Annotated in this window: 20 protein-coding genes, 1 pseudogene and 1 riboswitch; of the genes and pseudogenes, 9 read left to right on the top strand and 12 right to left on the bottom strand. The window is 65.5% G+C overall.

The features are described 5' to 3' along the window. Window positions 1–21 precede the first annotated feature (21 nt). Window positions 22–918, bottom strand: coding sequence for an AraC family transcriptional regulator (locus NLI84_RS06070; RefSeq protein WP_255988902.1), 897 nt, complete (start codon window positions 916–918; stop codon window positions 22–24). 173 nt (window positions 919–1091) lie between these two features. Here NLI84_RS06070 and creD point away from each other — a divergent pair, with 173 nt between their 5' ends. From creD to NLI84_RS06085, 3 genes and pseudogenes are all read left to right on the top strand, one after another. Continuing rightward, window positions 1092–2489: a cell envelope integrity protein CreD gene (gene creD / locus NLI84_RS06075; protein ID WP_255988904.1), complete on the top strand. Its 1398-nt coding sequence runs from the start codon at window positions 1092–1094 to the stop codon at window positions 2487–2489. 353 nt (window positions 2490–2842) lie between these two features. Beyond that, window positions 2843–3358 (top strand): annotated as a pseudogene (locus NLI84_RS06080) (DUF1287 domain-containing protein); the annotation flags it as partial. A gap of 434 nt (window positions 3359–3792) precedes the next feature. After that, complete coding sequence (locus tag NLI84_RS06085; RefSeq protein WP_255988906.1) at window positions 3793–4797, top strand: nucleoid-associated protein; 1005 nt, start codon at window positions 3793–3795, stop codon at window positions 4795–4797. 3 nt (window positions 4798–4800) lie between these two features. On the opposite strand, the gene NLI84_RS06090 is transcribed toward NLI84_RS06085, so the two are convergent. Genes NLI84_RS06090 through NLI84_RS06105 form a run of 4 tightly spaced genes read right to left on the bottom strand, consistent with a single transcriptional unit; the run spans window position 4801 to window position 6480 of the window. Continuing rightward, on the bottom strand, window positions 4801–5202 hold the full coding sequence (locus tag NLI84_RS06090; protein WP_255988907.1) for a hypothetical protein: 402 nt from the start codon (window positions 5200–5202) through the stop codon (window positions 4801–4803). Window positions 5203–5255: 53 nt separating this feature from the next. Then, complete coding sequence (locus NLI84_RS06095; protein ID WP_255988908.1) at window positions 5256–5537, bottom strand: hypothetical protein; 282 nt, start codon at window positions 5535–5537, stop codon at window positions 5256–5258. Beyond that, window positions 5534–6136: a phosphorylase family protein gene (locus NLI84_RS06100; RefSeq protein WP_255988909.1), complete on the bottom strand. Its 603-nt coding sequence runs from the start codon at window positions 6134–6136 to the stop codon at window positions 5534–5536. Before NLI84_RS06100 ends, NLI84_RS06095 begins: the two co-directional genes overlap by 4 nt. Then, on the bottom strand, window positions 6133–6480 hold the full coding sequence (locus NLI84_RS06105) for a RidA family protein (protein WP_255988910.1): 348 nt from the start codon (window positions 6478–6480) through the stop codon (window positions 6133–6135). Before NLI84_RS06105 ends, NLI84_RS06100 begins: the two co-directional genes overlap by 4 nt. 766 nt (window positions 6481–7246) lie before the next feature. Here NLI84_RS06105 and NLI84_RS06110 point away from each other — a divergent pair. Next, on the top strand, window positions 7247–8944 hold the full coding sequence (locus NLI84_RS06110; protein ID WP_255988911.1) for a glycosyltransferase family protein: 1698 nt from the start codon (window positions 7247–7249) through the stop codon (window positions 8942–8944). A gap of 268 nt (window positions 8945–9212) precedes the next feature. On the opposite strand, the gene NLI84_RS06115 is transcribed toward NLI84_RS06110, so the two are convergent. The 3 genes from NLI84_RS06115 to NLI84_RS06125 are packed head-to-tail and all read right to left on the bottom strand — an operon-like array spanning window position 9213 to window position 11478. Then, window positions 9213–9740 carry a hypothetical protein gene (locus NLI84_RS06115; RefSeq protein WP_255988913.1) on the bottom strand — a complete coding sequence of 176 codons (528 nt, stop codon included), beginning with the start codon at window positions 9738–9740 and terminating at the stop codon, window positions 9213–9215. A 38-nt stretch (window positions 9741–9778) separates the two neighbouring features. After that, window positions 9779–10537, bottom strand: a complete 759-nt coding sequence (locus tag NLI84_RS06120) for a copper homeostasis protein CutC (protein ID WP_255988915.1) — start codon at window positions 10535–10537, stop codon at window positions 9779–9781. A 20-nt stretch (window positions 10538–10557) separates the two neighbouring features. Further along, window positions 10558–11478 (bottom strand): LysR family transcriptional regulator, encoded by a 921-nt coding sequence (locus NLI84_RS06125; RefSeq protein WP_255988916.1) that lies wholly within the window; start codon window positions 11476–11478, stop codon window positions 10558–10560. A 315-nt stretch (window positions 11479–11793) separates the two neighbouring features. Here NLI84_RS06125 and NLI84_RS06130 point away from each other — a divergent pair, with 315 nt between their 5' ends. Beyond that, window positions 11794–12999, top strand: a complete 1206-nt coding sequence (locus NLI84_RS06130; protein WP_255988923.1) for an MFS transporter — start codon at window positions 11794–11796, stop codon at window positions 12997–12999. 97 nt (window positions 13000–13096) lie between these two features. On the opposite strand, the gene waaA is transcribed toward NLI84_RS06130, so the two are convergent. Continuing rightward, window positions 13097–14374, bottom strand: coding sequence for a lipid IV(A) 3-deoxy-D-manno-octulosonic acid transferase (waaA, locus tag NLI84_RS06135; protein ID WP_255988925.1), 1278 nt, complete (start codon window positions 14372–14374; stop codon window positions 13097–13099). Continuing rightward, a complete protein-coding gene (locus NLI84_RS06140; RefSeq protein ID WP_255988926.1) occupies window positions 14371–15435 on the bottom strand; it encodes a glycosyltransferase family 9 protein in 1065 nt (354 codons plus the stop codon). Before NLI84_RS06140 ends, waaA begins: the two co-directional genes overlap by 4 nt. 198 nt (window positions 15436–15633) lie before the next feature. On the opposite strand from NLI84_RS06140, the gene NLI84_RS06145 reads away from it, so the two are divergent. Next, entirely contained in the window at window positions 15634–16263 is a 630-nt protein-coding gene (locus NLI84_RS06145; RefSeq protein ID WP_255988927.1) for a GGDEF domain-containing protein, read from the top strand. Here the strand turns inward: NLI84_RS06145 and cobU are convergent, their stop codons facing one another. Then, window positions 16264–16788, bottom strand: coding sequence for a bifunctional adenosylcobinamide kinase/adenosylcobinamide-phosphate guanylyltransferase (gene cobU, locus NLI84_RS06150; RefSeq protein ID WP_255988928.1), 525 nt, complete (start codon window positions 16786–16788; stop codon window positions 16264–16266). Window positions 16789–16845: 57 nt separating this feature from the next. Then, entirely contained in the window at window positions 16846–18684 is a 1839-nt protein-coding gene (locus tag NLI84_RS06155) for a TonB-dependent receptor domain-containing protein (RefSeq protein ID WP_255988931.1), read from the bottom strand. Window positions 18685–18812: 128 nt separating this feature from the next. Then, window positions 18813–19025: riboswitch (cobalamin riboswitch) on the bottom strand. A 133-nt stretch (window positions 19026–19158) separates the two neighbouring features. On the opposite strand from NLI84_RS06155, the gene cobT reads away from it, so the two are divergent. Genes cobT through cobS form a run of 3 tightly spaced genes read left to right on the top strand, consistent with a single transcriptional unit; the run spans window position 19159 to window position 21532 of the window. Next, window positions 19159–20190 (top strand): nicotinate-nucleotide--dimethylbenzimidazole phosphoribosyltransferase, encoded by a 1032-nt coding sequence (gene cobT, locus NLI84_RS06160; protein ID WP_255988932.1) that lies wholly within the window; start codon window positions 19159–19161, stop codon window positions 20188–20190. Next, a complete protein-coding gene (locus tag NLI84_RS06165) occupies window positions 20187–20807 on the top strand; it encodes a histidine phosphatase family protein (protein WP_255988933.1) in 621 nt (206 codons plus the stop codon). Before cobT ends, NLI84_RS06165 begins: the two co-directional genes overlap by 4 nt. After that, window positions 20804–21532, top strand: coding sequence for an adenosylcobinamide-GDP ribazoletransferase (cobS, locus tag NLI84_RS06170; RefSeq protein ID WP_255988934.1), 729 nt, complete (start codon window positions 20804–20806; stop codon window positions 21530–21532). Before NLI84_RS06165 ends, cobS begins: the two co-directional genes overlap by 4 nt. Window positions 21533–21559 lie beyond the last annotated feature (27 nt).

Genomic DNA, 21559 nt, shown 5'->3' on the forward strand with positions numbered 1-21559 from the left:
GAGAAAGCCTGTCGTTAGGCCCTAGGCCAGCGGTAGAAAGAGGTCGGTCACCGCCTCGCGCTCCGGCACATCCGGGAAGAAGCGCACGCGCTCTACAAACAACGGGAAATCGCGCAGCGCCTCGCCGCTGGCCGGCAGCCATTGCACATACAGCCAGCGCGCCAGCGCTTCGAGTGCGTCGTCGGAGCCGACATGGCGCAGCACCGCGCAGCGTCCCGCCGGGATCAGCCCTGCCACCACACCAGCCGGATTGGGTGCGATCGGCTCAACGGTGGCGGCGCACAGGTCGATGGCGAAGTCGGCCGGCAGCACTTCGCCCGGTGGGCCGCTGCGCAGCACGTTGAACGTGGTGCTCTTCGCCGGCGGCAGACCCACGCTACGCCGCCAGGCAATGAAGGCGCGGATGCTATCCGCCAGCCGCGTCGGATCGCCGCGATGCGCGAGCACCGCCACCGGCGTGGCGGGAAAATCGACGATGTGGACCTGGTCCGCGACGGGCGTCTGCGTCATGGTTCTGCTCCTGGCCGCACGCGCGGCATCAAAGGCTTGCAGCCAACCTAGCCAATCGGGCCGACTGCGAAATGCGCTGGGACTCTGCCCGCATACCGAGCGAAACGCCCGGGCAAACGCTTCTGGGCTGCCGTAACCCGCATCGAGTGCGATGGCGATCACGCTGTCCTGGCGGAACGCCAGTCGCCACGCGGCACGCTTCAATCGCAGCAACTGCACATAACGCCCCACGGCGACGCCACAGGCTGCGCTGAATTGCCGATGGAAGTGCCAGACCGACCAGCCCGCTAGGCCGGCCAGCGTCGCCACGTCTAGCCCGGCATTGCTGTCCTCGGCATCGTGCGCCAAACGATCGTCGATATGCGCCATCAGGCGGGACAGGCGCTCGGTCAAGCTGGAATCGGGCATGGCTACTCCGGTTGAGGCATCAATGTAGCAAGGCCGCCGCCGACCGGCCTGACCGATCTTGCGCAGCCATCCTGTGCGATCTCCACACAACCTCCACATTGCTCCATCAGCGCTCGACATGCGGGATCTACCTTGCCGGCATTGGCGCTCGGCGCCGCTACGAGGAGAGAGCAATGAACAAACCCCTGGCCTGGAAACTGATCGCCCTCGGTTTCCTGATTCTGCTGCTGATGATTCCGCTATCGATGGTGCGTGGCATCGCCAGCGAGCGACAACAGCGTGCGGGCGAAGTGCGCAACGAAATGGGCGAATACGCCGCACGGCCGCAAACGCTGGTCGGCCCCTTGCTGGTGCTCCCCTATCGCCGCACCGAATGGGCACAGCGCGAGCTGACCGAGAACGGCCAGAAACGCCAGGAGTGGTACGCGACCACCAGCGAGGACGCGGTCACCGTGCTGCAGCCAGAGCAATTGACGGTAACCGCCAAGCTCGATACCGAGACGCTGAAGCGCGGCATCTACGACGCGCAGCTCTACCACGCCGACAACCGCATCAGCGGCGGCTTCACCGTGCCGGCCCGCAAGTCGCTGGAAATACCCGCCGCCGAGGGCAAGCGCTACGACTATCAGTGGGGCAAGCCGGTGTTGGTGCTGGGCGTGAGCGATGCGCGCGGCATAGGCGCGCTGTCCGGTTCGCTCGATGACCTGGCACTGTCGTTCCGGCCGGGTGCCCTTATGAGCTGGCTGCCGGCCGGACTGCACGCCGAGCTCGACACCACCATCGGCGACGACGAGCAGGTGCTGCCGTTCGCGCTGCAAATGAAGCTTTCCGGCACCGGCGAGCTTGTCGTCGCTCCGGTCGGCAAGAGCAGCAAGGTCACGCTATCGGGCAATTGGCCACACCCCAGCTTCGCCGGGCGCTTCGCGCCGCAAAGCCGCGAGATCCATGCCGATGGCTTTGCCGTGGAATGGCAGACCAGCTACTGGGCCAGCGGCTTCAACGAGCAGGCATTGGCGCAATGCGTGACCCAGGGCGCCGAGTGTGCGCTGTTCCGCGGCGAGCAATTGGGGCTGAAGCTGGTCGATCCGGTCGATCGCTACCTGTTGACCGAGCGCACGGTGAAGTATGGCGAGCTCTTTCTGCTGCTGATCTTCGGCGCCGTGCTGACCGTGGAGGTGCTGCGCCGCGTGGCGGTACACCCAGTGCAATACGGCCTCGTTGGCCTTGCGCTCGCGCTGTTCTTCCTCCTGACGCTGGCGCTGTCCGAACATATCGCCTTCTGGGCCTCCTACTGGATCGCCGCCGCGGCCTCAACACTGCTGCTCGGCTACTACGGCTGCCACGTACTGGGCGGCTGGCGGGCCGGCGCCGGCTTCGCCGGGCTCTTGGCTGGGCTATACGGCCTGTTGTTCGGCATCCTGCAGTCGGAGGACATGGCACTGCTGATGGGTAGCATCGCCCTCTTTGCCCTGCTCGCCGTGGTGATGGTGCTGACGCGCAAAGTGAACTGGTACGCGCTGACCCGCTCCACACAGCCGATGGATGAGCCGCTGCCGAACGAGGCTCGGTAAGCCGCAAGCGTGGCTCACTCTGAGGAAGCTGTATTGAAGTAGCCCCACCCGCATGCCGAGGCGATATGCCAGATACACGGGCCAACCCGGTGCTGCGCATGGTTAAGACCGACTCGGTGAGCGGGGCGGGGCTGCACCCCGACAGGGGCCCAATGCACTTGCCGCGGGCGATTGCTGCGGTAGTGATCTGCCCGTAGGCTGGTGTAACCACGCGCTGATTTGTAACATTGAGCGCCGATGCACCACCTGCGCATCCACCTGTTGTTCGTGGCTTTGGTCGACTGCCTTCGAACAGTAAATGTAAGAAAACCAGTGCGGGCCTGTTTGCCCGTCACCGCACTAGAGGTGCCCGTATGCGTAGACCCTGCCTGCTTTTGGTCATCTCGTTTTTTATCGTGGGGAGCGCGATTGCCGATAGCGCCACGACAGATGCGCTCGTCGCCGCGGCGCGAGCACGGACGTTAAAACCCGAGCGCTACGATGGCTCCTACCGCAGGATCGCCTACCCGATGGGCGATGTTCCCGATGACCGCGGCGTATGTACCGATGTCGTCATCCGGGCCTACCGCAAGGTCAAGATCGATCTTCAGGTGCTGGTGCACGAAGATATGCGCAAGAATTTCTCGGTCTACCCCAAGCTTTGGGGTTTGAGCAAGCCGGATCCCAACGTCGACCATCGCCGGGTTCCCAACCTGCAGACCTTTTTCCGCCGTGCTGGCGCGGCGCTACCCGTTTCAACGGCGGCTGCCGATTACAAATCGGGCGATCTGGTGACCTGGATGCTCCCAGGCAACCTTCCTCACATCGGCATCGTTTCGGACAGAACGGTGCCCGGCACTTCCCGGCCCCTGATCATCCATAACATCGGCTCTGGCTCCACGGAGGAGGACGCGCTGTTCGCCTACCCGATCACCGGGCATTACCGGTACGCAAGATCGTGAACAGGCGCCCAGGTGTTGGGCGGCGGAGCGCCGCCAGCGTTGCGTTTTCGCCGGAAACCCGGCTTCCCACCGCTCGGAGCCCGCGCAAAATCCCCGGCGCGGGGAAGCCTGGCACCTCACCCTGAGTTCACGCTGTGCCAGTGCGCATTTCAAGCGGCATATGAGCCCCGATCAGGCGTACGCAGCAAGCGTTTGCACAGGGTCCAGGCCGGCGCAGGCTGGCGTTTGCCCCTGGCATAGCCAGTACTGCGACACGGCATCGTGCCAGCACCGGGCGACCATGGCGCAACAATGAATTGGGCGCCAACCATGGCATGGTGGGCTCGGCATGGGAAAATGGCGGTCAGCACCCAGGATCCATCATGACCGCCACGCCCCCCACCGTTCGCCACCTCGTCGTCCACCAGTTGCTCAAATCGCCACACGGCGCAGCCACGATCGCGCTGCGATCCGGCGCAATGCCGGTGAACGGTGCCGCCCAGCGCCTGATCGAACACCTGTGCCAGCGCTACGCCGGCCGCTTCGGCAAGGGCTACGGCCGCTTCGAGGAGGACGAGGACAATTTCCCGATGCCGCGCTTCGTACGCCAGTACGCGTTTGACCACAGCATCGATTTCCTCGAACTCTCTCGCCTGATGATGCAGCACCTGCAGCAACGCGCCGGCGAGGAACAGCTCGCCAGCGGCGGCTACGTGCTGATTGCCCACATCGCCGATGGCGGCGCTGATTGCCTGCTGGTGGCGCTCGTCACCGAAGTGGTCGGCATGGCGATCACCGGCGATTTCGAGCTCATCGACAGCCCGCAGCTCGATCTCGATAACCTGCGCGTGGCCGGGCGTATCGACCTGACGGCGCTCTCGAATGGTGCCGAGCGCTACATCAGCTTTCTCAAGGGCCGTGGCGATGTGGCCAACTACTTCAAGCTGTTCCTCGGCTGCAACGACGTGCGCCTAGCGCTGAAGGAGACGCAGAAGCTGGTGCAGGGCCTCACCCAGTTCGCCGAGGCCGAGGCATTGGCCCAGCCGCAGCGCGACGCGCTGTTCGAGCGCGCCCACCAGTATCTGGATGAACGTGGCGACGAGCACGAACCGTTGGCGCTGGATGAGCTGGTACGCCGCGCCTATCCGGACGCACCCGAGCGGCTGAGCCGTGCGCTGGGCGACGAGGCACTGGGACTCGCCGATGGCTTCGTTCCCGATCGCCGCGCCATCAAGCCGCTACGCCGCTTTGCCGCCAACGGCGAGCACTGGAAGATCGAGTTCGATCGCGCGAGCCTCAGATCCGGCGCGGTGATCTATGACCGCGAGCGCCAGATGCTGATCCTGACCGAACTGCCGGAAGCGCTGAAGGCGGCGCTGGCGGATTGATGCTCAAGCCGCGCCTGCTGCCAACGCCGCTGGCAGCGCCAGCGCCCGGCGAGCCGCTGCAGAATCACCCACCAGGGTCACGGGCACCGGCAGCGCGCGGTAGAACCCGGCGAGCAGCCTGCCCACCTCCTGCGCAGGAAGGTCACCCGGCGCCAGTTCGATCACCACGTGCTGGAGCACGGGCACGTGGCGCTCCGGCGTTCGGGTATCGAACACGCGTATCGGCCAACCCTGCAGCGGCCGTGATTGCGCGGCAACGGTCAGCCACAGGCGGTAGCCGCGAGAGAAATACGGCCTGGCGGTTTCGATGCCCATCAGCAACCGTGCCAGTTCGTCCCGGTCCGCCACGTCGCGCAGCGTGACCTTGAGCAACGCGGAATAGGCATCGGCTTCGATGGTGAACATGGCAGTTTCCTCCTTGCAGCTCTCCAGCCTAGCGCGAGTTCGTCCCCCGCGCGTCAGGCTCGAAAACCGCGCTGCCCGCCATGACACTGGCGGCAGACCAGCCAGCAGGCATTCAACACCTTGAGCAAGGCCTGCGAGACGACAAAAACCGCCGTGCCGTACAGCCACCACGGCCAGATGGCGAGGCCGAACAGCTGCAGTACGGCGCCCGCCAGCGCCAGCACCGCGGCGAATACGGTGAAGTGCCTAGCCCGCGACAGCTCCTTGCGGCGGGTCGGCGACCAGTCGCAGATGCCGCCGCAATGCTTGCAGCGTACCGGTGCGTTCATGGTCATCGGCTGACCTCGAGCGCATCCAGCAGCACCGCGAGCCCATGGTGCAGGCTGGCAATCGAACCGGCGAAATCCCACGGCGGATGATCGATCACCGCCTCGTTGGAAATGGCACGCACCTCCAGAAAACGCTGGCCGCCTTCGAGGCAGGCATGGAAGAAAGCGGCACCTTCCATATTCTCGATATCGATACCGGCCACTGCCGCATGCGGCGCCAGCGCGGCGTTCAACGTATTGCTGTGCGCCAGCGGCAAGTGCGGCGCTTCCGGCAGATGCGGGCAGTCGTAGCGCGGCGGTACCACGATGTCCATGCCGAGGTCGATCTGCGACAGATGGCTGAAACCATCGCGGTGGAAGAAGCCCAGATCGGCATCGGTCTCGCTCGCCACCAGCGCCACGTCGCCCACCTCGAACGGCGAATCCGGGTAGACGCCGGCAATGCCGGCGAGGATCAGCAAGTCCGCCCGGTGCGTGTGGATCAACCGCGTCGTCGTCACCGCCGTCGCGGCAAGGCCCACACCGCTGACGATGAACTCGACGCCCGGATAGGCAAAACCCACAGCCTCCATCGCCGTGGGAAACAGCACGATGGTACGCATCATGCGCGCGCCGCGACGAAGGCGATCTCCACCTTCATGGCGGGGTTCAGCAGTTCCACCTTGATGCAGGCGCGCGATGGCGCCGCACCCGCCGGCAACCAGGCTTCCCACGCGGCATTCAGCGCCGGCACGTCGCCCACATCGGTGACGTAGATCGTCGCCATCAAGAGCCGCGACTTGTCGCTGCCAGCCAGCTGCAAGGTCGCCTCGGCCTGCACCAGCACCTGCCGCACCTGGTCGGCCATGTCGGTGCTCACATCATTCGGCACTTCTACGAAATGGATGACGTTCTGGAACACGGTGGCGTCGGACCAACGGGGGGTGGGGTTGATGCGGGTGATGGTCATGGGCTTGAGTTTCACGGTGGCGATGGATGGACGGGATGATGCCACGTTGCAGGACGTACTCGCTGCATAGCGGCAATACGCCCGCCATGCACGGCGGCCTCGTCAACCTCTGCTACGCCCCCCACCAGCCCAAGCATCCTATGCGGCGCAATGCCTTAGGCGATTTCGCCCCTACAAGTGCGCCGTACGTGAGGTTTTCGTTCATAACAACCTCACCATCACCATCTTGACCAGCCCACCTGATTAAAGAAACCCTCCAGCTCGCCATCTTTATCGCCAGTTTTACCCAAAAACTCGAAAGCCTCGTGTAGATCAAATAAAACAAATTTGCTCGGAAAGCATGGTCGAGAAAACCGCTTTTTCATCACCCCGTTAAATCAATGGAACAAATTGGCCTCGACCAACCCAATTGAAAGCGCTTGCGCATTTTGCATTCTAAATAATCAAATCATTAACAAATAAAAGGGCGAATTCTTATATTATTAATCAATATTTTACGCATAAGCCACACCATCAAAGCAAACAGGCCATCATTAATTATTCACATGGAATACGACATGCTACTCTGCCCATTCGGGCGTCGAATAAATCCTAAGCAATCAAGCAATCAATTAATTAGCCGCCCGTTGAGTCAGGCAAAAACAAGCCTACCAAAACGAGGAGTCTAACCATGTCCATAAACGCTGGCGCTCAGGCACTTGCCCCTACCGCCAAGCCTGCCTATCAGGGGTTTCTGCGCTCTTTCGCTCAATTTGCGACTTCGCCCATGAACGCCAAGCAGATGAGCGTGCTGCTGGGTTTGATCGGCTTTTGCAGTCTGCTGGAAGTGCTGGCCTTCTGCTTTCCCGGTGGCTTTGCCATGATGGCATCGCGCTGTTGGTTGCTGACCGCGATGCTGGCCGGCGGCTATATCTTGTTTGCCGCGGCGCGCGCATTGCGCCAGGATTTTCGCAAAGCAACCTGGTGGGTAGCAGCCAGCCTGCTATTGCTGTTCGGCGCCATGCTGGCCGTATTGGGCAACTTGCAATACGCCGGCATCAGCCCGGAAGCCACCTTGCAGGCAGCAGCCGGCATGAATGCCTTCAACAGCGGCGACTGGAACTACACCGGCAAGGCGTTCATCGGTTACCCCAGCCGCCAGTATCTGATTGCCGCATTACCCAGCCAGCTGTTCGGTCGCAGCATCTTTGCATTGCACCTGGGGTTTGCGTTGCCTTTCCTGCTGGGCCTCTTTGCGTGCTACGCCGGGCTGCGCCGTTGGTGTGAAAAGGTGGATAGCCGCTTGGCACTGCTGCCGCTGGCGCTGCTGCCCGCATTTTCCTATCCGGTCGAGTATTACCTGATCTTCGAGCAGGTGATCTTTCCCATGGCCTACACCTTGCTAGCCATGGGCAGCCTGCTGTTGCTGCTGGCCGACTTCAGCCTGCTCGCTGCCATCGCGCTATTCTGGAGCGGCTGCATGCTCAGCAATTGCTATACCCCGGCGCTGGCCAGCCTGGGCTTGCTGCTGGTGACCTACTGCCACCTGCTGTTGCAGCCACACTACGGGTTGCCGGCCACAGTGACGACGACATCGGTGCGCCGTAGCCTGCTCGCCTTGCTGGGAGGAACAACCTTGTTTGCCGCATGTACCGTGCTGGCAGGGCGAGGTGATCGGGTGTCCGAACTGCGGCCGGAGGCAACGGCAAGCCAAATGGCCCAGGATGTCCTGTCCTTCCTCACTGACCACCACGCGGCCTTCTTCGGCGTATTGCTGCTGCCCGTGCTCGCCTATCTATTACTGGCCTTCAGCCTGAGGTTGGGACGCGGCCATTTCCTGCTGGCTGGGTGGGTGGTGGGCGTCATGCTGGCCACCACCACCTTAAAGGGCTACACCAGCTACGAGATGGCCAGCATCATGCAGCGCGCCATGATCATTCTGCCGGTGCTGCTGGTGGCGATGACGCTCATGCTGGCGCACTGGCTGGGAAAACGGCAGATCCGGCTGCCAGCCAGCGCCCTCCTGGCAGTGATAGTGGCCAGCACGATATTCGGCTGGACTAACGTCCACCGCGAAAACCGTTATTTCAAATACATGAACCACATCAGGCCGTTTAAGTTCGTGTTGGCCGATCTACAGACCACGGCCGGCAATCTGGGGCTGACCGAGGAGTCGGAGTTCGATTTCGTTCTGGTCACCCGCAACAACCTGTTGACCAACCCCGCCGATTACCTGAGCTATTTCTATCCGGCCGCGCATGCGCTGGTATCGGACGGCAGTAGCCTGCCAGCCGAGTTAGGCAAGCAGCGGCCATTGCTGGTGTACGCTGACGAAGGGTTGGGCACCACGCTGCCCAACGTAGCAATGGAAGCCTTTCCGGGGCACGACAAGCGCAATGACCAGCGCTTCATTCTGTACCGTGCCATACGCTGCGGCGACTGCGGCCCTCAACAGCAGGCAATGGCCAACACTGGACGTCAGTAGGGTGGTGAAAACCCCGCCGATCCGATCATGCCCCGCTCTGGCGGAATGAGTTTCAGCGCCTGCGGCGCGATGCTTTGATGCTAGTTCCGCCCGGCGGACGGCATCAAAACCCCGTGCCGCAGGCACAGAAACGATACGCGCGGAGCCGTTCTTAACACGCCTACTGCGCCATGATTGCACGCCACGATGTGCGCGATGCGTAGGCTCAACATTCGTCAGCCCACACCATTTTCTCGGTTCGCAGCTAAGGAATGGCGGGGGCGTGCAGTTAACGCACTTTTACGAAATCCCTACCAACGCGCCTGAACACACCGTCGCGCGCTTGCAAGTGTGCGCCGTCAGCGATCTGATAGCGCAGGTAGTACTCTTTTTCTGCGGGCTTCAAGCCGCCAGGTTCGTCCCACAACGGAAAGTACGCCAAGCGCACATACACGTCCCCGTCCACCAGTAGTACAAAAGCGGTATCGATAGGCAACCATTTCCCGCCCACCACATCCGTGGCCAACAGGCGGACGCCGCCGTTTTCCGCCTTCCAGATCGCCAAATGCGTCGCCACATTGCTGCCGCCACAGCAGGCGGCCATGCCAAAGAACACACCTTGCAAATCCTTGCCGACCGTTAACGGAGCGAATTGTTGATACTCGCATCGTGCGGCAGCCCACTCGGCCGGCGCGGCTCCGCAGTCGGTTTGCTTATCCAGATGGCGGTGCAATATCGCCATGCCTTCCTCGACCGAACCGCCGCTGATGATCACCGTTCCATTGCCGGGCGCTGCGTGGCTGATCGACGTTGCCACGCATAGCGCGAACAGCGCTAACGGGACCCAGGCCCATCTCACGGATGCAAGGCCGCCCGTGCGTTGGCAAGGATTTCCGCCACCAGCGGTGCGGCGGTGTCGAGGATTTCGTATTCGTCCTGGCCTGGTGCGCCCATCTTCACCCGCTCGTTGCGCCAGACCATGCCGCTGGGGCGGGGTGCGCGGGCGGAAGTGTGGAACTCGCGGCAGCCGGTCACCTTCACCAGCTCGCCGATGTTGCTCGCGCGCACGCCGGCGCCGGGCATCACGGCCAGCCGCCCGGCAGCCAGCTGGTTGAGTTCGGCGAGCAGCAGTGCGCCTTCCAGCGCCGACGGTGCCTGGCCGCTGCTGAGCAGGCGGTTGCAGCCGCTGGCGATCACGTCTTCCAGCGCACTCCTCGGATCGCGGGCCACGTCGAAGGCGCGGTGGAAGGTCACCTGCATCGGCGCGGCGAGCTCGACCAGCTCGCGGGTGCGCGCCACGTCGATCTCGCCGTCGGCGGTCAACAGGCCGATTACCACGCCGTCCACGCCCAGCTTCTTGCAGGCGAGCACGTCGCGGCGCATCACGTCGAATTCGAGCTCGCTGTAGAGAAAATCGCCGCCACGCGGGCGGATGATCACGTTGAAGGTGATCCAGAGCTGATCGCGCGCGGCGGCGATGGCGCCGTGCGAGGGTGTGGTGCCGCCTTCGAGCAGGTTGTCGCAGTACTCGATGCGCACGGCGCCACCTTGCTGCGCGGCGAGCGCCGAAGTGATGGAGCCGGCACAGATCTCGATCTGGATATCGTCTTGCATGATGTTCTCCTAAGGCCTCTCTACATGCTGGCGGAGCCGTGGCCGCTGGGCAAGCCAGGGCTCGCCGAACCCGCCACATGGACACGGACCGCCTCGACGAAGGCGGCAGCCGCCGGCGTCGGGTGCTGGCCCCACACGCAGTACACGCGACGGCGCGGCGCATCGGTCAGCGCAATGGCGGTGAGATCGGCATAGGCGGCAGTCGTTCCGGTGGGCATGAAGCCGACGGCCTCGCCCTGGCGCACCAGTCGCGCCAGCAGTTCCACGTGGCCGATCTCGAAGGCGATGCGCCGGCTGCTGCCGGCCGCGGCGAACGCTTCATCGGTCTGGCGCCGGGCGCGGCTGCCGGCGAAGTAATCAACCTGCGGATACGGCGCGAGATCGGCCAGCGTCAGTGCGCTGCGCATTGCGAGCGGATGGCTGGGTGCCACCACCGCCATCAGCGGCTCTTCCGCCAGCAACAGCGCCTGCACGTCGGTCAATGTCTCGCCCGGCCACAGTCCGACGAAGGCCACATCAAGGCGATGCTCGAGTACATCGACGAGCAGGATTTCGGAGAGCCCCATGGCGATGCTGGCTTGCACGCGCGGATGGCAGCGCTGGAACGCGGCGGCAAGCGCGACCACGTCGAGCTGCGGCAGCGCGGAGATCACACCGAGCGCCAGGTTGCCGCGCACCTGGCCGCTGGCGGCCGCCACCTCGTCGCGCACGCATTGCGCGGCGTGCAGCAACTGACGCGCTGCGGGCAGGAAAGCGCTGCCGGCCGGTGTGAGCCGCACCCGGCGCGAGCTGCGCTCGAATAGCGGCGCACCGAGTTCCTCCTCCAGCCGGGCGATCTGGTGCGACAGCGCGGACTGCACGGTATGGCAGCGCTCGGCAGCGCGGGTAAAGCTGGCGGTCTCGGCCACCGCCAGCGCGTATTCGATCTGGCGCAGGTTCATCAATCTGATTTTGTGATCGATCCAATGAAAACAATACATTGGATCGCTGGATCGCACGAGCGGATCATGCATGCAAACCGCCGTATCCGATTTCCCCATCTCAGCCGTGCCACGAACGCGCTTGGCGAGGCCCCTCGCGGCGGCGGCGACTCGTTGTTACGGGGAGCGCAGCGCGTGCGGGGGGAGTGGAATCAAACAGGGAGAGCCGCTGTTTCAACCTCGCAAGCTGGCCTGAACCCGGTTCTGCCGGGTTCCTGGCGCTGGTTCAACCGCTGATAACGGCGAATAGATACATACAGGCACTCTGAGAACACGATGACCAACGCAGCAACTACCTCGGCCCACCCCGGCCTCAGCCGACCGCTGGCCTGGCTGATGGCCTTTGCCACCGGCCTTGCCGTGGCGAGCAACTACTACGCTCAGCCGTTGCTGGGCACGCTGTCCGAGCGCTTCGGCATCTCGCACGGTACAGCCGGGCTGATCGTCACTGCCGCCCAACTCGGCTACGCACTCGGCCTGGTGCTGCTGGTGCCGCTGGGCGACCTGCTGGAACGCCGCCGGCTGATCGTCGGCATGACGGTGCTGGCCGCACTGGGCCTGTTGATCACCGGCAGCGCCCAGCACGCCGGCATGGTGCTGTTCGGCACAGCCCTCACCGCCCTTTTCACCGTAGTGGCCCAGGTGCTGCTGCCGTTTGCCGCCACGCTCGCCGCACCGCAGGAGCGTGGCCGCGCGGTGGGGCTGATCATGAGCGGATTGCTGCTGGGCATCCTGCTGGCGCGCGCTGCAGCGGGCCTGCTGGCCGAGCTGGGCGGCTGGCGCACCGTCTATTTCGTCGCCGCCCCCCTGCTGCTGATCACCGCCGTCGCGCTGTGGCGCGCGCTGCCCACCTGGCGCGAGCCGACCCGGCTACGCTACCCGCAGCTCTTGGCTTCGGTCTGGGCACTGATGCGCGATGAGCCGGTATTGCGCCAACGCGCGTTGCTCGGTGGCTTGTCGTTCGCCATCTTCAGCGTGCTGTGGACGTCGATGGCCTTCCTCTTGGCTGGCGCGCCCTACCACTACAGCGATGCGGTGATCGGCCTGTTCGGCCTCGTCGGTGCCGCCGGCACGCTGGGTGCCAACCGTGCTGGCCACTGGGCCGACCAGGGCCGCGGCAATCGCACCACGCTATGGGGGCTGGCGCTATCGCTGGCCTCATGGGGGGCCATCGCGCTGGCGCAACATTCGCTGCTTGCCTTCATCGTCGGCGTGCTGGTGCTGGATCTGGCGGTGCAGGCGGTGCACGTGAGCAACCAGAGCGCAATCTACGCGCTGCGTCCCGATGCCCGCAGCCGCATCACCGCTGCCTATATGACGAGCTATTTCATCGGCGGCGCCAGCGGCTCGCTGCTCTCGGCCTTTGCCTACCAGCAGGCCGGCTGGCTGGGGGTATCGGCGATCGGCGCGGTGCTGTCGGCAACAGGCCTCGCGATCTGGTTGTTGCGCCGAACCCGCGATACCGCCGACGCGGCAGCCTGACCGGATCAATCCGCAAATTATCCGCTCCCACCGAATCAGGCACTACAAACGACACGGCGGCCCAAAGGCCGCCGTGTCGTTTGTAGTGCCGCAGTGATCAGCGCTGCGGTGTCAGCCGGGTTTCCAAGCAGGATAGCGCCCTAAGGGTGGCGCCACGATGCGCGCTGGCAAACACCAGGCCCGCCGCGCGCATCCGCCCGCGTACGGCGCCATCGCGCAGCAACCGCAGCGCGCGACTGGCGACGGCTTCGGTGTTCTTGCCCTGCCAGGCGGCGCCGGCCGCCAGCGCGGCGCGCGCCACATCGGCGAAATTGAAGGTCGATGGGCCGATCAGCACCGGCGTGCCGAGCGCGGCCGGTTCGATCAGGTTCTGACAACCATAGTCGAGCAGCGAGCCCCCCATGATGGCCACGTCCGCCAGCGCATACCACGCCGCCATCTCGCCCATGGAGTCGCCGAGCAGCACCGTCACCTCGGCGGGCAGCACCTGCTCGTCCCAGCTGCTGCGGCGCACGTAGCGGATGCCGCGCGCATCCAAGAGGGCCGCGACTTCGTCGAAGCGCTGCGGGTGCCGCGGCACGATCACGGTCAGCAACTGGTCGGGCAGCGTCTTGCCGGCGAGCGCATCGAGCAGCAACGCCTCCTCGCCGTCGCGGCTGGAGGCCAGCAACAGCACCGGCCGCTCGCCCAGCTGCTGATGCCAGCGATGGCCACGCGCCACCGCGTCCTGCGGCGGCAGGTTGTCGAACTTGAGATTGCCCATCACGCTGATGTCGCGCGCGCCCAGCCGCGCCAGCCGGTCGGCGTCGTCCTGGCTCTGCGCCAGCACGCCAGCGAACTCGGCGAACGCCGGGCCGACCAGCGAGCGCAGCCGCGCATAACCGCGGAACGATTTGTCCGAGAGCCGCGCGTTCACCAGGTAGAGCGGCACGTCGCGCCGGCGGCAGCCGTGGACCAGGTTGGGCCAGACCTCGGTTTCCAGCACCGCGCCCAGTACCGGCCGGTAATGGTCGAGAAAACGCCGCACTGCGCCAGGATAGTCGTAGGGCAGGTAGGCGATATCGACGCTGTCGCGAAATAACTCTTCGGCCGTGGCGCGGCCGGTCGGCGTCATGCAGGTGAGCAGGATGCGATGATCGGGATAGCGCGTCTGCAGTTCACGCACCAGGGGCGCCGCGGCACGGGTTTCGCCCACCGAGACTGCGTGCAGCCAGATCCTGGGCTGGCCGGGCTGGAGCGGCCTGGTATAAAGCGCCCAGCGCTCGCGCCAGTGCCGGCGGTACGCGGGTTGCCGGCGGCTACGGTACAGCAGGTAAAGCACGGCCAGCGGCGTGATCAGGAACAGGAACGCGGTGTACAACAGGCGGGCGATCACGACTGGCCTCGGCCGCGCGGCGCCGACATCGCGTACTGGATTTGCGCCAATACCTCCTCGACGCTGATCAGCGCCATCGCGTCCGGGTGGTGAACGCGGCGGTGCCAATCGACCGCATGCGGATCCTGCTTCAGCAAGGTGCGCACCGCCTTGGCGTAGCGATCCACGCAATACTGCCCCGCCCGCCAGGGGCCGGACAAGGCGCTGCGCGCCACCGCATAAAGCCCCACCACCGGCACGCCGTAGGCGTTGGCGATATGGACCGGTGCGCTATCGGGCGACACCAGCACGGTTGAGCCCGCGCACAACGCGAACAGCTGCGCCAGATCGGTCTGCCCGGCCACCGACAGGCCGGCCGGGTGCGCTGCAGCAATCGCGGCGCTCCACTCCCGTTCGCGCTCGCTGGCGCCACCGCTGACGATGAGCCGGCCCTGCCAGCCGGTCTCGGCCAGTCGCCGCGCCAGCTCGATTTGCCGCGCCAGCGGCCAGTCGCGCTCGGCCTTGCTCGAAATCGGGTTCAGCAGGATATAACGCTCACCGCCGGTCAACGCCGCACACCAGGCGAGGGCGTCTGCCGCGAGTGGTGGCGCCCATGGTGTCGTCGGCTCGCCTGCGGCCAGCTGCCGGCCAAAAGCCAGTAAGCCATCGGCCAAGTGCTGATCGGCGTACGGGATACGCTCGTTCACGAACAACCACTGGCCTTCGCGCGCGCGGCGGCTGTCGAAGCCGATCTTGCGCGGGGCGCGGATCAGCGGGTAGAGCAGGTTCACCCGCAGCTTGGCCTGCGCCGCCAGCAGCACGTCGAACTCGCGGTCGGCGAAATCGCTGCGGATACGCCGGTACTCGGCCAGCGTGCGCGGGCCGTCCACGGCGTAGAGCTCGACGCGATCGGCCAGATGCGCCGCCACCGGCAGCCAGCGCCGCTCGATCAACCAGGTCAGCCTCACCCCCGGCAGATGGTCGAGCAGTGCCTGCACCAACGGCAAGGTCAGCACCACGTCGCCCAGCGCGGAAAGCCGCAGTAGGCAGATGCGCAATGGCGCAGCTTGAGACGACGTCATGGCCGGGCCAGTGCGCACTGACGCGCACGGCAGAAGGCGGTTTTTTTCATAGCCGGCATTCTATGACGGGAATTGCGCCACTCACATACGTTTGTGCTCGTCGTTTGTAGCGGGCAATTCAGACGCAAGCGTTGCGACAGCGAGCGCTGCGGCAAAGCCGCAACTAAACTGCAGCATCCGCATCCTGAATAGACCGTCATGGCTGCTCCCTTACCCTTCGCCCTCTGGTTGGCCGCCCTAGGCTGGCTGCTCGCCACTCTCGCCATCGTCGCCTGGTATCGTCAGCGACGCGCGCGCAGGCAATTGCGCGCAGGCATCGAGCGCCGGCTCGGCGTCGACGTGTTGACGGGCCTCGCCACGCGTTCAGGTTTCCTCGGACGCGCCGAACACGAGGTGAATCGCAGCCAGCGCGCCGGCCACGCGCTGTCGGTGTTGCTGGTCGAGATCAGCGAGATGCGGCAGATCAATATGCAGTATGGTCATCACGGTGGCGACCTGGCGCTACGCCATGTGGCCGACATATGCCGGGCCCATGTGCGTGATTTCGATGTCTGCGGCCGTTTCTCCAGCCAGGAAATCGCCATCCTGCTGCCCGACACCAAGCTGGTCGGCGCGCGCCAGGTGCTCGATCGCATTCGTGAACAGATCGTGGCGACCAACGTGCAGCTGGAGGATGGTCGCAGCTTCCCCATCCTCGCCAGCATCGGCGTGGCAGAGCTCGTCAGCGACGTGGAGGATGCCGAAGACCTGCTGCTGGCCGCCGACGGTTCGCTGCGCCGCGCCAAGGCACGGCGCGACGACGAGATCGACGAGTTGCTCGGTGGCTGATCAGCCCTTCAGCACCAGCGGCAGCCCGCACGCCACCAGCGTGACCCGCTCGCACGCCCCCGCCAGATCCTGGTTCAGCCGCCCTAGTTCATCGACGAACCAGCGGGTCGCGCTGCCCATGGGCACGACGCCCCAGCCGATTTCATTGGTAACGAACAACGCCGGCCCCGGGAGCAGGGGCAGCGCCTGAAGCAAAGCAGCCCTTTCCCGGAAAAACGCTGCACGCTGCACCGCATCTTCGTGGCAGAACCGCGCCAGCCACAAGGTCAGGCAATCGATAAGCAACAGCGTATCGGCGTGCGCATGCTCTTTTAGCGCTGACGCGAGCCCGGCATCGGCTTCGACCAGCTGCCAGTGCGCGGGACGCTGGGCGCGGTGGTGGGCGATGCGCGCGGCAAACTCCGCATCGCCCGCATCGGCCGCCGCGGTCGCGATGTAGACGACGGGCCCTGCATGAGCGAGCGCCAGCGTTTCGGCATAACGGCTCTTGCCCGAACGGGCGCCGCCGGTGATCAGATGCAGCATGGTCAGGAAATGGGAAGCGGGAACGCCGCAGTGTACCGCGACGGCCCGCCTCCTCCATCAGCGGGCGTCGTAGGCCAGCTTCAGGAACAGGTTGCGCCCGGCCGTGTTGTAGCCGGCGGCGTACTCGTAGTCGCGATCGAACACGTTGTTCACGCGCAGGCTGGCCTGCCACGCCTTGGCAATGCGGTAGTCGACGCCCAGGTCGAACACGGCATAGCCACCCAGCTCGCCCACTTCGTCGCGCCGGTCGTAGCGCTTGCCCGATGCGGCCATATGGGCCGACCAGCGCCAGTCGCCCAGCGTCTGGGCGATATGAGCGCCCCCGTAGGCCTTGGCACGGCGTGGCAGCAGGGTGCCATTGGCCTCGTCTTCGGCATTCTGCCAAGTGGCATTGGCTGCCAGTTCCAGGCTGCCCAGCCGGCCGCCGCCATTGAGCGTCATGCCACGGATGCGCGCGTCGGCGACATTCTGCGGTGTGTAGTTCTCATCGAGCACGATCAGGTCGCGCACCCGGTTGTAGAACGCCGTGGCGTCCGCGTTCCAGCCGCCGCCCTGCCAGCGCGCGCCGCCATCGACCGAGCGCCCCTGCTCGGGAACCAGATCCGGATTAGCCACTGGCGGATAGCCCGGCCAGCTCGGGTAATACAGGTCGACGAAGGACGGCGCATGAAAGCTGGTGCCGGCGTTGGCGAACAATTGCCAACCCTGTGTGAAACGCCAGGCATAGCCGATGCCGCCGGTGGTCTTGTCACCGAACTGGCTGTTGTCGTCGAGGCGCGCGTTGGCCTGCAGGTGGTGCGCGCCGAAGTCCTGTTGCCAGCCGATGAGTGCCGCCTTGTTGTCACGACGGGTCTCGTCGTACTCGGTATCGCTCTCGAGCTTTTCCTCGAGGTATTCCAGACCCAGCAACCACTGCCCGGCCGTACTCGTCAGCGTGTTGGTCCACTGCGCCTGGCTTTGCCTGATCTTGGAGTAGTACGGGTAGTTGCCGCTGGTTTCGTAGCGATCACGGCCCTGGCCCAGCAACAAATCGCTCTGCCAGTTTTCGGTGAAGCGGTTGTTGCTGTAGAGCGCGATATTCGACTGTTTGCGCTCGCTTTGCGGATGGTCATCGAAGGCGCCGCCATCGTAGTCGGCGATGGTTGCTATGGTCATGCCGCGCACGCCGATCTCGTTGTTTTGCGTCAGATCGTGCGCCAGGTTGAAGTTGGCGCTGCGCTGACGCCAGGCGTCCTGGTCCGCCTCGTACATGCTGCTCTCGGGCCGGGTCAGGTTGTAGCCGTGGCTGTTGCGCGCGTCGGCGCCAACACTGAAGCGGGTGTTGCCGAGTTCTCCGCCATAGCTCGCGCTGCCGCCCACGGTGTGGAAGCTGCCCACATCGACGCTGACGGTGCCAGCGGGCGTGCCGCTGCCGGATTTGGTGAAAATCTGCACCACGCCGCCGACGGCATCGGCACCGTAAAGGCCAGAAGCCGAGCCACGCACGATCTCGATGCGATCGATCAGCGCCAGCGGCACGGTATCGAATGACGACGCGCCATCGGCGCCGGGCGCCACGCGCTGGCCGTCAATCAGCACCAGCGTGTGGTTGCTGTTGGCACCGCGCAGGTACAGGCTGGCCGGCTGACCCAGGCCGCCGGAACGAGCGAACTCGACACCGCCAACGCGCGACAGCGCTTCGCCCAGCGACGTGGCACCGGATTGGGCGAGATCGTCGCTGCTAAGTACCGTGGTATCGCTCGACAGCGACGAGCGTGGCGATTCGATGCGAGTGGCGGTAACGATGACAGGGTCGAGCGTGATTTCGGCCGCGCTGTAGGCAGCGACGAGGGCCAGGGCAAGCGGCAGGCGCTTGAAAACGGAACGCGACAGCGGCCGCGGGCGTATCGGGGACATCGGGATCACTCCTCATGCTCGCCCCACGCGAGCACGGATGGCTGGAACACACGCATACCCCGGTTGACCGACGCCAGGCGTCGCGGCGCACAGCCACGACGCTAGCGGCAAGCCACAGCCCGGGCCATGCGCAACGACAACGTAAGGCCGGTCTCCGGGCTCATCGCTCGGAACATCCGCCTTCCCGCGCCAGGATGGGCGCAGTGGCTGGCCTTGCGGCCGCGTGGATGTCCGTCGTCGCGATTTACCGTTGCGGGGGCAGCCCAGGCCTTGCACCTGGTTCCCGTTTCACCGCGCCCTGCCCGTGGGCATGCGCGGCACCTCGACGTAGGCCGCGATTCTACCAGCCTGCAAGCGCCTGTGCCTGTGCGGAGGAGCCCGAAAACCCGGCGCGATCCGGATCGACGACGCTTGCATACGTCGTTCGCCTCGGGCTAGCCTGAGCCACATCGTTGTATCCAGTCCCCGACCCAGATGACCTCAAGCACCACCGTCGCCGCGCGCGATCACCAACGGAAACTGACCAAGCCGCCGGGTAGCCTCGGCCGGCTGGAAGAGGTAGCCATCTGGTTCGCCGACCGCCTGGATGATGTTCGCCCCGCGCGGCTGCGCCCCGCCATTGCCGTGTTCGCCGCCGACCACGGCGTGGCCGTCGAGGGCGTATCGGCCTTCCCGATGGCGGTGACCGGGCAGATGGTCGCCAACTTCGTCACCGGCGGTGCCGCGATCTCGGTGCTGGCGCGCGAGCATGGCGCCACGCTGCTGGCGGTCGATGTCGGCGTGGCCCACCCGGTGTCGATTCCGTCTGGCAGTTCGGCCCGCCTGATCAGCGTGCCGGTGCGCGCCGGCAGCCGCAACCTGCTCTACGAGCCGGCGATGAGCGCCGAAGAATGCGCGGCGGCGTGGCAGGCCGGTGCCCGCGTCGCCAGCGAGCTGATCGCGGCCGGGCACACGCTGCTGATCGGCGGCGAGATGGGTATCGCCAATACCACGCCGGCGGCAGCGCTGGTCTGCGCGCTCACCGACGCCGATCCGGCCGCCATCGTCGGCCGGGGCACTGGCATCGACGATGCGCGCCACGCGCACAAGCGCGTGGTGGTGGAAGCAGCGCTGCAACGCGCTGCCAGTGCGCGGACCGCGATGGACTGGCTGCGCGAAGTCGGCGGGCTGGAAATTGCCGCGCTGGCCGGTTTCTACAGCGCCGCGGCACAGGCTGGCGTGCCGGTGCTGCTCGATGGCTTTATCAGCACCGCGGCGGCACTGGTCGCGGTCCGGAACGACCCCGCCGTGCAACGCTGGCTGCTCGCCAGCCATCGCTCGGCCGAGCAGGGCCACCGCCACGCGCTGGCCGCGCTGGGGCTGCAACCGCTGCTGGAACTCGACCTGCGCCTCGGGGAAGCATCGGGTGCCGCGCTGGCACTGCCGCTGGTACAGGCCGCGCTGACGCTACACCGCGACATGGCGACGTTCGAAGAGGCTGGCGTCGCCAACGGAGCTGCCACATGAGCCCGTTCCGCCTCACCTTGCTGCGTCACGGCGAAGCCGAGGGCAGCACCGAGCGCTTGCTGGGCCACACCGATCCGGCGTTGACCGGCGAAGGCTGGCACCAGTTACGCACCCGCTGGCGACAGATCGAACGCCACGAAGTCACCGCGCTCGCCTCCTCCGACCTAGTGCGTTGCGCAAGTTTCGCTCGCGAGCGCGCCGTGACACTCGGAATCCCGTTACGTATCGACGCCGGTTGGCGCGAATGCCACTTCGGCGCGCTCGACGGGCGCATCCGCACCGAGCTCGATATCGATGAATTGGCCGCGCTGACGGACTACCAGCGCGAGCCGGAGCGCCATACGCTGCCCGGCGGCGAGAGCTGGCAACAACTCAAGGCGCGCGTGCTCGGCACCACCGAGCGCTGGATCGCAGGCAGCAAAGGCGGCCATCGGGTGCTGATCACGCACGGCGGCGTGATCCGTGCGTTGCTGGTGAATTGGCTGGACATGCAAAGCGCGCGTCAATCGCAATTCTGGCTCGACTATGCGGGCGCGGTCAGCCTGTGGTGGGACGATGGCCATCCACCCATCCTGCTCGGCATCGACAACACGCCGATCAACCGCGAGCTGCCATGAGCGCGGCACGCGAATTCGTGCTCGCCGTCCAGTTCCTCACCCGCATTCCCACCCCGCAGCTCCACGACTTCAGCGAGGCACTGCTGGCGCGCTCCAGCCGCTGGTTTCCACTGGTGGGGCTGATCGTCGGCGCGCTGCTGGCGGGCCTTGCCTGGCTCGGCCTGCAGCTCGATCCTTGGCTGGCGGCGCTCGCCGTGCTGCTGGGCTGGATGGCAATCACGGGTGGCCTGCATCTGGATGGCCTTGCCGATCTCGCCGACGCGCTTGGCGCTGCCCACCGCAGCCCCGAACGACTACTGGCGGTGCTGAAGGACCCGCACCTGGGCAGTTTCGGCGTGCTGGCACTGATCGCCCAGTGCACGGCCAAGCTGGTGCTGGTCATGCTGCTGGCGCGTGCCAACAGCTGGCCTGTGCTGCTGCTGGCTCCGGCATGGGCGCGCTGGGGCGTGTATGCCTGGCAGACCCTGCCGCCCTTGGCGCCGGGCTTGGCCGAGCGTTTTGCCTGGGCGCATCCCCGCCTGGCGCCCTGGCTATGGTGGCTGGCTCTATCCGCGCTGTCGACGTGGCTGGCGCCCTGGCTGCTGGCGGCGCCGCTGCTGGCCTGGGCGTACCGCGCCTGGCTGCGCTGGCGGCTGGGCGGCGTATCGGGCGATTGCCTGGGCGCCGGCATCGAGCTCACCGAGTCCGCGCTACTGGTCCTGGCAGTGACTACGCTGGCGGTATAATCGTGCCGTCATCTACCGGAAACACAC

It is taken from the genome of Chitinolyticbacter albus, assembly GCF_024437655.1.
Taxonomy (GTDB): domain Bacteria; phylum Pseudomonadota; class Gammaproteobacteria; order Burkholderiales; family Chitinibacteraceae; genus Chitinolyticbacter; species Chitinolyticbacter albus.